At 71.4% G+C, this 11,566-nt stretch carries 9 protein-coding genes and 1 tRNA gene; 6 read left to right on the top strand and 4 right to left on the bottom strand.

Annotated features, from left to right (window positions below; all coding sequences use genetic code 11):
• Window positions 1-15: 15 nt before the first annotated feature.
• The 4 genes from BLU79_RS44375 to BLU79_RS44360 all read left to right on the top strand — a co-directional run bounded on the left by BLU79_RS44375 (window position 16) and on the right by BLU79_RS44360 (window position 4,121).
• A complete protein-coding gene (locus tag BLU79_RS44375) occupies window positions 16-708 on the top strand; it encodes a malonyl CoA-ACP transacylase (RefSeq protein WP_093911735.1) in 693 nt (230 codons plus the stop codon).
• Between the two features lie 133 nt (window positions 709-841).
• On the top strand, window positions 842-2,212 hold the full coding sequence (locus BLU79_RS44370; protein ID WP_177001426.1) for an extracellular solute-binding protein: 1,371 nt from the start codon (window positions 842-844) through the stop codon (window positions 2,210-2,212).
• 2 nt (window positions 2,213-2,214) lie between these two features.
• Entirely contained in the window at window positions 2,215-3,246 is a 1,032-nt protein-coding gene (locus tag BLU79_RS44365; RefSeq protein ID WP_093911734.1) for a carbohydrate ABC transporter permease, read from the top strand.
• Window positions 3,243-4,121, top strand: a complete 879-nt coding sequence (locus BLU79_RS44360; RefSeq protein WP_093911733.1) for a carbohydrate ABC transporter permease — start codon at window positions 3,243-3,245, stop codon at window positions 4,119-4,121. The genes BLU79_RS44365 and BLU79_RS44360 overlap by 4 nt, the downstream gene beginning before the upstream one ends.
• Here BLU79_RS44360 and BLU79_RS44355 read toward each other — a convergent pair.
• Together BLU79_RS44355 and BLU79_RS44350 are read right to left on the bottom strand one after the other, a co-directional pair.
• Window positions 4,085-6,340, bottom strand: coding sequence for a glycoside hydrolase family 3 N-terminal domain-containing protein (locus BLU79_RS44355; protein WP_093911732.1), 2,256 nt, complete (start codon window positions 6,338-6,340; stop codon window positions 4,085-4,087). The two genes, BLU79_RS44360 and BLU79_RS44355, sit on opposite strands and share 37 nt — an antisense overlap.
• Window positions 6,341-6,385: 45 nt before the next feature.
• Window positions 6,386-7,414 (bottom strand): BadF/BadG/BcrA/BcrD ATPase family protein, encoded by a 1,029-nt coding sequence (locus tag BLU79_RS44350; protein WP_093911731.1) that lies wholly within the window; start codon window positions 7,412-7,414, stop codon window positions 6,386-6,388.
• An 84-nt stretch (window positions 7,415-7,498) separates the two neighbouring features.
• On the opposite strand from BLU79_RS44350, the gene BLU79_RS44345 reads away from it, so the two are divergent.
• Window positions 7,499-8,728, top strand: a complete 1,230-nt coding sequence (locus BLU79_RS44345; protein ID WP_093911754.1) for a glycoside hydrolase 5 family protein — start codon at window positions 7,499-7,501, stop codon at window positions 8,726-8,728.
• An 18-nt stretch (window positions 8,729-8,746) separates the two neighbouring features.
• Here BLU79_RS44345 and BLU79_RS44340 read toward each other — a convergent pair whose 3' ends face one another.
• Both BLU79_RS44340 and BLU79_RS44335 read right to left on the bottom strand, forming a co-directional pair.
• Window positions 8,747-10,234: a glycoside hydrolase family 3 N-terminal domain-containing protein gene (locus tag BLU79_RS44340; protein ID WP_093911730.1), complete on the bottom strand. Its 1,488-nt coding sequence runs from the start codon at window positions 10,232-10,234 to the stop codon at window positions 8,747-8,749.
• Between the two features lie 100 nt (window positions 10,235-10,334).
• The gene (locus BLU79_RS44335; protein WP_093911729.1) at window positions 10,335-11,351 is read right to left on the bottom strand and encodes an ABC transporter substrate-binding protein; all 1,017 of its coding nucleotides are present in this window, start codon (window positions 11,349-11,351) and stop codon (window positions 10,335-10,337) included.
• 143 nt (window positions 11,352-11,494) lie between these two features.
• On the opposite strand from BLU79_RS44335, the gene BLU79_RS44330 reads away from it, so the two are divergent.
• Window positions 11,495-11,566 (top strand) — tRNA-Ser (locus tag BLU79_RS44330).

Below are 11,566 nucleotides of genomic sequence, written 5' to 3'. Positions count from 1 at the left end.
CCGGATCACGCGGCCATGGTCCACGGCCGAGCCGTCGCAAAGGCCCGTGTCGACGCCCTCCTGACGGCCGTACCGCCCCCCGACCGCGCGGCCCGCCCCGAGGCGCTCGCACGGGCAGAGCGGCAGCGGCGGCGGTGGGCGACACAGGTGGTGGTGATCGACGAACTCGCCCTGCGGGCCTGCGCGGAACGCGGACTACGCGACGGCGGTTCGGCAACGCCCCTAAGGGGCGCGGGCGGTGTCGATAGGCGGCTCCGCCGCGTGGGCGCGACCAGCCACAACGGCGCCGCAGACGAACGACTACACCCCCCGGCACTCCCCGCGGAGCGCGACGTCGCAGACCTCGGCAGCATCGTCGCCGCAGCCCTCGCCCACTCCCCCGCCGCACGCCTGCTCCTCACCACGCTGGAGTCCGAACAGCACATCCCCGAAGAGGCCGTACGGGACTACTACGAGCGCAACCGGGACCGCTTCCTGACCCCTCAGGCCCTCAGGCAAGGCGTCGACCCCTACGGCACGTCGGCCGGGCCGACGGACTTCCTGCCGTACGAACAGACCCGCGACGGCATCGAGCGCGAGCTGCGGCAGGCGGCGGGCCGTTGGGCGTTCTTCGGCTGGCTGGACCAGGCACGGAGCGGCGTCGAGTACGCCCCCGGGCACGAGCACCCGGGCGACCCGACCCATCACGACCACGAGCACCGGCACTGACCGAACCCGAAAAGCAACACGGCAACCCATTGACCTCCGATGAATTCTGGTCCACCTTTTCATCAATCAGAGTCCAAGTTGGTGATTTGAACCAGCGAACCCGTCGGCTCGGTCGGCCGCAGGAGGGCACCCCATGCGCGCAAGCAGACTTCCCGGATCCCTGGCATGTTTCCTCGCCCTGGCGCTCGCAGCCGCCGGCTGCGGCCTCTCCGGCGGCTCCGACGACGGCGACGCCACCGCCGGCGGCTGCAAGGTGGACAAGGCGAACGTCGGATCCGGTGCGCTCTCCGGGGACGTCAAGGGCACCATCACCTTCCAGACGACCAACCTGAAGAAAGACTTCGGCGACTACTTCAACGGCGTCATCGCCGCCTTCGAGAAGGAGCACCCGGACGCGAAGGTGAAGTGGATCGACGACCCGGGCGACGCCACCTTCACCCAGCGCCTGGTCGCCGACGCACAGGGCTGCACCCTGCCGGACGTGGTCAACATCAACGTCAACACGGCGATCGCGCTCACCAAGAACGGCTATCTGCTGGACCTGGACAAGAAGGCGCCGGACGCGGGCAAGCCGTTCGTCCCCGCGCTGTGGAAGTCGAGCCTGTACGCGGACGCCTCCGGCACCAAGGTTCACTCCGTACTGCCCTGGTACTCCGGCGGCATCGTGCAGACCTTCAACACCGAGCTGATGAAGAAGGCGGGCCTGGACCCGGCCAAACCTCCGACGACCGTCCTCGGCCTCTTCGAGGACGCCGAGAAGGTGGCCAAGGCCTCGGACGGCAAGTACTACGCCTTCCTCGCCAACCCGCAGCTGCGCATCCCGGCCGACTGGCAGCAGATGGGCATCCAGATCTTCTCCGCCGACGGCAAGTCGTTCACCTTCGCCGACGACCAGAAGACCGTGCAGTGGGTCGAGGCCATGACCAAGCTGTACAAGGCCGGCGGAATGCCCCGGGACTCCCTCTCCTCCACCCAGGACCCGGCCAACGTCTACGGCCAGGCCAAGCTGGTCTACGGCCCCACCAACCCCAACTTCCTGCGGTTCATCCAGCAGAACAACCCGACCGTGTACAAGAAGACCGGCGTCGCCCGCTTCATGCTGGACGACCTCGGCCACACCGTCGGCGCCCCGCAGTACATAGGCACCGCCTCCACCAGCAAGAACGCGACGACCGCCCTCTCCTTCGCGCAGTTCCTGACCAACGCGCAGAACCAGCTGGAGTGGGCGAAGGACCCGAACGTGGTGATCTTCCCGTCGACCACGGCCTCCCTGGACGACCCGTTCTTCCAGTCGGTCAAGGGCACGGACCCCTTCGCCGAGGCCCGGAAGATCGTCGCCAGTGACCGCAAGACCGCGACGGCGGACGAAGTCGCCCTCACACCGGGCGAGTTGAACGCCATCTCGGCCCAGATCCAGCTGGCCATGCAGGGCAAGAAGAGCGCGGCGGACGCCCTCAAGGACGCCCAGTCCAAGGCCAACGAGCTGATCGAGCAGGCAGGCTGACGATGGCTCAGCACACCGTGGGCAAGGCGCCCGCTCCGACTCCCCTGGGATCGGGCGCCCCCCGCCCCGGCTCCGTACCCGAACCGCCGGGGCGCCTGCGCCGCGTCCTGCGCTCCGTGGTCCCCGGCCCGACCGCGGACGCGGGGGGCGCGGCGCTCTACCGCCGCTGGTGGCTGCCCTGGCTGTGGATGCTCCCGGCGATCGTCGGCACGACGGTCTTCGGGGTGTTTCCGTTCCTCAACACCCTCCTGGTGTCCTTCACCGACGCCAAGCCGCTCGGCGGCGCGTACGACATGGTGGGCCTGGACAACTACACCCGGATGCTGGGGGATTCGGACTTCTGGCTGGCGACCCGCAACAGCATCCTGTACGCGGTGATCGTCGTCCCGCTGATGGTCCTGCTGCCCCTGCTGCTCGCGATCCTGGTCGAGCGGAACCTCCCGGGCATCGGCTTCTTCCGCTCCGCCTTCTACACCCCGGTCCTCGCCTCCAGCGTGGTCGTGGGCCTGAGCTGGCAGTGGCTGCTGAGCGACCAGGGTCTGGTCAACACCTGGCTGGAGAAGGCGCACATCATCCGCGACGCCATCCCCTTCCTGTCCGACTCATGGCTGATCCTGCTGTCGGCGATGGGCCTGACGCTGTGGAAGGGCCTCGGCTGGTACATGATCTTCTACCTCGCCGCGCTCGGGAACGTTCCCAAGGAGCTGCACGAGGCGGCGGCGGTGGACGGCGCCGGCGCGATCCGCCGCTTCTGGCACATCACCGTGCCCGGCGTACGCACCTCGATGATGCTGGTCGGCACCCTCACCGGCATCGGCTCGCTGCGCGTCTTCACCGAGATCTACATGCTCGGCGGCGCGACCGGCGGCCCCGGCGGCGCAGACCGCACGCTCCCCTTCTACATCCGGGACGTCGGCCTCGACCCCCTCACCGGCAACGCCGGCTACGGCGCGGCGGTCAGCGTCGCCCTGTTCGCCCTGACCCTGGGCCTCACGCTGCTCGCCCAGCGCCTGACGAAGGAGGACGAGGGATGACCACGGCCGTCGAGAAGAACCGGCGTCTGATGCCCCGCTGGCGGGACTACGGCCGCCCGCGCGAACTCGTCGTCCGCTACCTGCTGTTGGTGTTCGTCCTGTTCATCACCGTGGGCCCCCTGATGTGGCAGGTGCTGTCGTCACTCAAGGGCCCCACCGAGGACGTCTTCGGCGCGGGCGCCTCCCTCATCCCGCACCACCCCACCCTGCGGGCCTACAAGGAGGTCTTCGACCAGGTCCCGGTGTGGACGTACATCAGGAACAGCCTGTTCATCGCGGTCATCTCCATCACCAGCCAGCTGGTCTTCTCCACCATGGCCGGCTACATGCTCTCCAAGCCCGGCTGGAAGGGCCGCAAGCTGGTGTGGGTGGTGCTGATGGCGTCCATGATGTTCCCGTTCGAGTCGATCATGGTGTCGCTCTTCCTGAGCGTCCGGGACCTGGGCCTGGTCGACAACCTCGTCGGCGTCTGGCTGCCCGGCTTCGTCGCCGCCATCAACGTCCTCATCATGCGGGCCGCGTTCCTCGCCGTACCGCGCGAGATCGAGGACGCGGCGATGCTGGACGGCGCGGGCGAGTGGAAGCGATTCCGCCATCTGTACCTGCCCTCCGCGTACGGCGCGATCCTGGTCGTCACCATCAACACCTTCATCAGCGCCTGGGACGACTTCCTCTGGCCGCTGATCGTGCTGCGCTCCGAGGAGCACTTCACGCTGACGCTGGGTCTGGCCCGGCTGCAGACGTCGTCGTTCGGGTACGACCAGCGGCTGGTGATGGCGGGTTCGGTGATCTCGGTGATTCCGGTGCTGATTCTGTTCGTCATCACGCAGCGCTGGTTCTACAAGGGGGTCTCGTCGGGTGCCGTGAAGCTCTGAGTCGGTACGGCGGCCAGTGCCGCCCCCGCCGATTCGGCGACGCGGAACTCGACGACTGTGCCGGGCGGGACGGCGCCGGCCGGGAACGTGACCGTGCGGGTCTCGCCCGGCGCCAGGTCGACGGCCTGGAAACCGCACAGCTCTAGGGTGCGCGGCCACATGGGGGTCCGCAGTCGGCGCAGATAGAGCTGGGCGACGGAACGGCCGTGACGGGGGCCCGTGTTGGTGATGTCGGCCTCGACGTCGCGCCCGGACAGCCGGGGCGGGCCGAACTCAAAGGTGGTGTACGACAGCCCGTGCCCGAAGGAGTACCGCGGCTCGGCGCTTTCGTCGACGTAGCCGCCGTACTCCGTGTCCTTGTGGTTGTAGTAGACGGGGAGCTGGGCGGCGGAGCGCGGCACCGAGACCGGCAGCCGGCCGACGGGTTCGGTGAGCCCGAGCAGCACCTCGGCGATCGCCTCGCCGCCCCACGGGCCGGGGTACCAGGCGGTGAGCACGGCGGCCCCGGTGTCGGGCAGGACGTGCGGGCGGCCCTGGATCAGGACGACGGCCGTCGGTGTGCCCGTCGCGACCACGGCGGCCAGGAGCGCGTACTGGGCGCGGCCCAGCCCCAGCCCGGCCAGGTCGGCGCCCTCACCGCACGTCATGTGCGAAACGGCGGTCCGCGCGGCCCCGTTGGCGTCGAACTCCGTGTCGGGCGTACGGGCGCTGCTGCCGCCCAGCACCAGCACGGCCAGATCGGAGGCGGCGGCCGCGGCGACCGCCTCGGGGATGCCGGAGAGGTCGTCGCCGGTGAGGGCGCAGCCGGGGGCGTGACGGATGCCGACGCCGGGCGGGGCGAGCCGCCGTAGACCGTCGAGCACGCTCACTCCGGTGCCGGGGCGTTGCGGAGCCGTGTAGTCGCCCGACTGGTGTGCGGCGGTCGCGGACTGGGGACCGATGACGGCCAGGCGGGAGACGGTCGCGGCCCGCACGGGAAGGCTTCCGTCGTTGCGGAGCAACGTGACGGAGGCGCGGGCGAGTGCGGTGCTGATGTCCCTGCCTCCGGTCGGCGGGGGCGTCGAGTGACGCCGGTCGAAGAGCCCGAGGCGGAACTTGAGGCGCAGGACGCGGGCGACGGCGGTGTCGAGTGCCTCTCCGGTCACCAGCCCTCGTTCGCAGGCCTCCTCCAGACGCGTGAAGCCCTCGTCCCAAAGGCTCAGATCCACACCGGAGTTGAGCGCGAGGGCTCCCGCGGAGGCCTTGTCCCCCGTGATGCGCGCCAGCCGGTCCACGGCCAGTCCGTCCGCCATGACCAGCCCCTCGAACCCCCAGTGCCCCCTGAGGAGTTCGGTGAGCAGCGCGCGGTTGCCGGAGCAGGGCATCCCGTCGACCTCGTTGTACGCGGACATGACGGCGGCGGCCCCGGCGCGTATTCCGGCGCGGGCCGCGGGGATGTGGATCTCGTGCAGTTCTCTCAGGCCCAGCTCGGACTCGGCGGAGTTACGGCCGCCGACGGTGGCGCCCTGGCCGGCGAAGTGCTTGAGGACGACGGGCGCCTTGTCGAGGGCGAAGTACTCCCCCGTGCCCTGCATGCCGCGGACCACGGCCTCCGTCAGCCGGGCGGCCAGGTACGGGTCCTCGCCGAAGCACTCCTCCGTACGGCCCCAGCGCGGGTCGCGGGCGATGTCGAGCGCCGAGACCAGGGCGACATGACCGCCCCGGGCACGCAGTTCGGCGGCGGCGTGGGCGGCGGCGCGCTCGTACAGCTCCGGGTCCCAGGTGGCGCCGACGGCCAGATTGACCGGGAGGACGGTGCCGTCGAGGGCCATGAGCCCGTGCGGCATCTCCTCGACGAACAGTGCCGGGATGCCCAGCCGGCTGCGTTCGACGACATGCCGCTGCACCAGGTCGGCGAGCGCCGCGGCGTCCTCGGCACCGGGTCCGCCGCCGTGGTCGACGCCGGACCAGGCGTCGGCGCGCTGGAGCCCGTAGAGGGCGCCGAGTCCCTCGAAGCGGTCGGTCTCGGCGTACAGGGCGTCGGTGAGTGCGAAGCCGCCGTCGGGGGTGCGGCGGTAGGCGTTCCAGCCGTACATGCGCTGGTTGAGCTGGCCGACCTTCTCCCGCAGGGTCATGCGGGAGAGCAGGTCGCGGACTCGGGCGTCGACGGGGGCGGCGGGGTCGAGGTAGCGGGGGCGGTCGGCGGCGAGGGGCATGGCCGCGTGGTCCGGAGTCGGCATGCGGCCGGTCCCTTTCTTGCGCGTTCTTGAGGGCGGTTCGTGCGTTCAGAGGGCGAGGCGCGCGAGAGCCACCGCGCCTTGAGAGCCGTCCGCCACCCAGTCGAGGGTGAGTCCGAGCGGCGCCAGCCGGGCGGTGAGCGGCTCCGTGAGCGGCCCGTCGGGGCCGAGCAAGCCCCCTGTGGCGACGACCCGCTCGCCCGGCCGGGGTTCGAGGGCGCGGACATAGCCGGTGAGGTGGTCGGCGGCCGTGCCGAGGATGCCCGCGGCGACGGCGTCCTGATGCCGGGCGGCCTCGGCGACCAGCGGCGCGAACTCGGCGAGTGCGACCGGCGGTCGTCCCATGACGGCGGGGAGCAGATGCATGCGGTAGGCCTCACGCCGGGCCCGCGTCCAGTGACCTGCGGCGTACGGCCGACCTTCGCCGTACGGCCCCGGAACATCGCCCGGCAGTACGTCGCCCGGCACCCCCAGCGCCCGCCCCACGGACGCGGCCAGCGCCGTCGGCGCACCCCGCCCGTCGGCCATGCGCAGCGCCACCCGCACCGCCTCGCGCCCGATCCAGAAGCCGCCGCCGTCGTCGCCGAGCAGCCAGCCGTCGCCGCCGGCGGTCGTGGTGCACGCACGTGCGGTGATGCGGGCCGCGACCGCGCCGGTGCCGGCCACCAGGGCGAGGCCGTCGGCGGGATGTCCGGGCGCGGAGGCGAACCCGGCCTCGATGTCGCTGTGGATCTCGACCGAGTCGGCGTCGATGCCCAGCCGGCTCAGCGCGACGGTGAGCGCGGCATGCGCCTTGACCCGGCCCGGCTCGTCCGGAGCGGTCCGCGAGGCGCCGGCGAACCCGCCCGCCACGGCCACGACCCGGCCGCGCAGCCCTTCCGGCACGGCGTGCGCGAGGGCCTCGGCGAGGTGCTCGGTGAGGTCGTGGCCGGGCACGGTGAGGGCGTTGCCCGGACCGCCGACGCCCTCGCCCTCCGGGTCGCCGTCGTGCGCGGGCGCCAGGAGGGCGCGCGTGCGGGTGCCTCCGGCATCCAGGCCGACGACGTACGCCGAGGTTTGGTTCAAATCACTATTCATCGTTGCCCATGGTGGTTGATACATTCGCGGCAGACAAGAGACAGATGGCGGCCAAGAGACAGACGGCGGCCAAGGCCAGAGCAGATCCGGCCCGAGGAGGATCCCATCCACCCGCTCCGCTTCGGCGTCAACTACACGCCCCGCCACGGCTGGTTCCACTCCTGGCACGACTTCGACCCGGCACGCGCGCGTGCCGACCTGGACGCGATAGCCGGGCTCGGTCTCGACCACGTCCGTGTCTTCCACCTCTGGCCACTGCTCCAGCCGAACCGCACCCTCGTGCGCACCGCCGCCGTCGACCAGCTGGCGCACCTCGTCGACCTGGCCGGCGAGGCCGGTCTGGACGTCCTGGTGGACGGCGTGCAGGGCCATCTGTCGAGCTTCGACTTCTACCCGGAGTGGACCCGCAGCTGGCACCACCGCAACGTGTTCACCGACCCTGAGGCCATCGCCGCCCAGGCCGACCTCCTGCGCACCCTCGGCCGCGCCCTCGCGGGCCGCCCCCACCTGCTCGGCCTCCAGCTCGGCAACGAGCTCAACAACCTGGTCGAGCACAACCCGGTGACGGCGGACGAGGTCGACCACTACCTCGACACCCTGCTGGCCGCCGCCCGGGACGGACTCGGCGAGCACGGCGGCCTGGTCACGCACTCCGCGTACGACGCCGCCTGGTACGGCGACGACCACCCCTTCACCCCCGAGGCCTCCGCCCGCAAGGGCGACCTGACCACCGTCCACCCCTGGGTGTTCTCCGGCGACTGCGCCCGCCGCTACGGCCCCCGCTCCCCGCAGGTCCGGCATCTCGCCGAGTACGGCACCGAGTTGGCCAAGGCCTACGCCACCGACCCCGCCCGCCCCGTCTGGGTCCAGGAGACGGGCGCACCCGAACCGCACATCCCGGCCGCCGACGCCCCGGACTTCGCGCGCGCCACCGTACGGAACGCGGCCGAGTGCGCGGGGCTGTGGGGCGTGACCTGGTGGTGCTCCCACGACGTGGACCGGTCGCTGGCCGACTTCCCGGAACTGGAGTACACGCTGGGCCTGTTCGACTCCTCCGGCCGCCCGAAGCCCATCGCCGAGGCCTTCGCCGAGACGGTGGCCGAGCCGCACTCCGTCCGGCCGCGCGACACGGCCCTGATCCTGGACTGCACTCCCGCCACCCGGTCGGTGTCCGGGCCGGGCGGCGCGTACTTCGAAGCGTGGATGCGGCTGCGCGCGGAGGGGGTCCGTCCGGCGGTGGTCCTGGCAGGGCGGGCGCAGGACGCGGAGTACCTGGCGGCGCGGGGGATCAAGGAGGTCGTACGGCCGTCCTGAGCGCCGTGGGCCGGTCGCTCAGGTGCCCGCCAGCACCTCGGCGACCGCCCGCAGGTTCACCCGCCCCCGCCCGTACGAGCACAGCGCACCGCCCTCGGGCAGTCCCGTGTCGACCAGGACCGCGTCCGGCCGCCGGGCCGACAGGGTGTCACGCAGCCGCGCCTGCCAGGGATGCAGGCCGGCGTCGCAGGTGGCCACGACCAGCGGAGCGGAGCCGCAGCGGCCCACGATGCCCTCGACGAGGGCGTCCGGGTCCGTGCACTCCCCCGTCACCGCCGTCCCCGTCGCCGTGGGGTCGACGGCACGCACCTCGGTGAGCAGGTCCTCGCCGCCCCAGTTGAGCGCGGGATACGGCGACGGGAACAGGTCGACGACATGGGCGCCGCGCACGGCGGGCGGTACGCCCCGGCTCCGTACGGCGCGACGCGCGGCGGTGAGACCGGCCTCGGCGTCCCAGTCGGCGACGTCGGCGGGCGGGGCGGCATAGCGCTCGGCGAGCCGCCGCACCCGTCCTGCCGCCTCCTCGATCCGCTCCTGCGCCAGCACACCGGTCCGCAGCGCGTCGAGCACCGCGTCCCGGCAGGCCAGCGTGACGTCCAGATCCGCTACGGCGACGATGACCTGGTCGGCCCCGGCGGCAAGCGCGATGCGCGCGCCGGCCGCCTCGCCGTACTGGTCGGCGATCGCCCTCATCTCCAGCGCGTCGCTGACGAGGACGCCGTCGAAGCCGAGGTCGTGGCGCAGCAGGTCGCCCAGGACGCGGCGGCTGAGGGTGGCGGGGCGATTGGGGTCGAGCGCCGGGAAAATGACATGGGCGCTCATCAGCATCGGCACACCCGCGGCGACGGCCGCGCGGAACGGTTCGAGGTCGGCGAGCAGTTGGTCGTACGGCCGCGGGTCGACGGCCATGCCGTGGTGGCTGTCGGTGACGGTGCCGCCGTGGCCGGGGAAGTGCTTGGCGCAGGAGGCTATGCCGCGGGCCTCGGTGGCGGTGATCCAGGCGAGCAGATGGCGGGCGGCGAGTTCGGGGTCGGCGCCGAAGGAGCGGGTGCGCACGATCGGGTTGTCCGGCCGGTGCTGGAGGTCGGCCACCGGGGCGTAGGAGGCGCTGATGCCGAGGGTGGCCAGGTGCCCGGCCAGTGCGTCGGCGCAGCGGGCGGTGAGGTTCGGGTCGTCGACGACGCCGAGGGCGTAGGAGCCGGGGACCTCGGGGGCGCCGGCGGCGACCAGGTGGCCGATGCCGCCGCCCTCGTTGTCGATGGCGACGAGGAGGTCGGGGCGGATGGCCCGCAGCTCGTCCGTGAGGCGGCGCACCTGCCCCGCGTCACGGACGTTGCGGGTGAACAGGATGACCCCGCCGAGACCCCGGTCGATGAGTTCCTTGAGGGTGTCCGGCACGCTCGCGGCCCCGTCGAACCCGGCGACGAGACAGCGGTGGGCGGCTTCGTCCAGGTCGACGGGGAGTGCGGTGGTCGACCCGAGGGAGTCGTACTCGAAGTGGCTCACCCCCGCAATGCTCTGGCTCGGCCAGCCGAAAGTCAACCGTCCGATGGATGGCTGATTCAACGCCTGGTCTGCAGCTCGTCATCGGCCCGTCTACGGCCCGTCATGCGGACAGTTTCTTCGCCTTCCGCACGGCGTCCGCGAGCCGTTCGAGGACCGGCGCGTACCCGGCGTAGCTGTAGCGCTCCTCCATGGCCCAGGGCACGGTCTGGCCCGCCTTGACCGCGGGCAGCTGCCGCCAGGTCGACTTCGCGGCGAGCTGCTCGGCGCTCATGGCGGAGGAGCGATTGTCGACCATGATGAGGTCCGCATGGTACTTGTCGGTGTTCTCCCAGCTCAGGAACTCCCAGAAGCCCCACTCGTCGGACTTCTTCCCCTCGACGAACTCCACGCCGAGGTCCTTGAAGTAGTTCAGGTCGCAGTAGGAGTCGGGGACCGCGACATAGAACTGCTCGGCGTCGCCGGTGATGGCCATGACCTTCAGCCCCTTGTTCGCCGCAGCAGCCTTGCGCAGGGTCTCGACCGCCTTGTCGAAGCGGGCCCTGCCATCGGCCGCCTTCTTCGCGTCCAGGTCGGCGCCGAGCGCCTCGGCCAGTTCGGCGGTGCGCTTGAGCGGGTCGAGCAGGGAGGTGCGGGCGACGCCGATGCCGACGCTCGGGGCGAGCGCCTCGATCTTCTTGCGGCTCTCCTGCGGGACGTACCAGAGGTCGGGCGCCGGAAACATGTTGCTGATCAGCAGGTCGGGCTGGAGCGCGGCGTACTTCTCGACGTTGAACTGCCCCCACTCTGTGCCGAGACTCGTCAGCTTCGACACGTCCATGTCGCCGGCCTGCGGATTGGGCTTGCCGTCGACGGGCCGGGTGGGCCCGAAGACGCCGTCGCACTCCACGCCGTAGTCGTACAGCGCTGCGGCGGTGCTGACGAAGGCGACGAGGGTTTCCGGCGCCTTGTCGAGGGTGACCGTGCGCCCTCGGTCGTCCTTGAACGACCAGCGTTCGCCGCCGGCCCCACCCGACTCGTTGTCGGCGCTCTCACCCCCGCCGCAGGCGGCGAGTATCGGGCCGAGCGCAAGGACGCCGCCCGCGGTGAGCAGTCGACGGCGGGACATGACCGGTGCCATGGAAAAGACCTCCCCCTGAATGAAAATTAAGGGAAGGCTAACCTAAGCAACGCGTAGATCAAGGGCCCCTGCGGCAGCGGACCGGCCGCGAGCGGAAATCCACTTGTACGGTGATCATCCCGACGTCTACCGTCGGCCTTCATCGGCGTGTAGCTCAGCAGCAGAGCACCGGGCTTGAGACCCGGAGGGCGCAGGGGCGGAACCTGCCACGCCGG

The sequence above is a fragment of the Streptomyces sp. cf386 genome (genome assembly GCF_900103585.1).
Classification (GTDB): domain Bacteria; phylum Actinomycetota; class Actinomycetes; order Streptomycetales; family Streptomycetaceae; genus Streptomyces.
Note: the sequence above shows the minus strand (reverse complement) of the source record. Positions and strands in the feature narration are given on the sequence as shown.

Excerpts from the sequence above, each read along its gene's own strand:
- BLU79_RS44335 (WP_093911729.1), bottom strand. The coding sequence starts at position 11,351 with ATGGCACCGGTCATGTCCCGCCGTCGACTGCTCACCGCGGGCGGCGTC.
- BLU79_RS44360 (WP_093911733.1), top strand. The coding sequence starts at position 3,243 with ATGACCACGGCCGTCGAGAAGAACCGGCGTCTGATGCCCCGCTGGCGG.
- BLU79_RS44365 (WP_093911734.1), top strand. The coding sequence starts at position 2,215 with ATGGCTCAGCACACCGTGGGCAAGGCGCCCGCTCCGACTCCCCTGGGA.
- BLU79_RS44350 (WP_093911731.1), bottom strand. The coding sequence starts at position 7,414 with ATGAATAGTGATTTGAACCAAACCTCGGCGTACGTCGTCGGCCTGGAT.
- BLU79_RS44375 (WP_093911735.1), top strand. The coding sequence starts at position 16 with ATGGTCCACGGCCGAGCCGTCGCAAAGGCCCGTGTCGACGCCCTCCTG.
- BLU79_RS44370 (WP_177001426.1), top strand. The coding sequence starts at position 842 with ATGCGCGCAAGCAGACTTCCCGGATCCCTGGCATGTTTCCTCGCCCTG.
- BLU79_RS44355 (WP_093911732.1), bottom strand. The coding sequence starts at position 6,340 with ATGCCGACTCCGGACCACGCGGCCATGCCCCTCGCCGCCGACCGCCCC.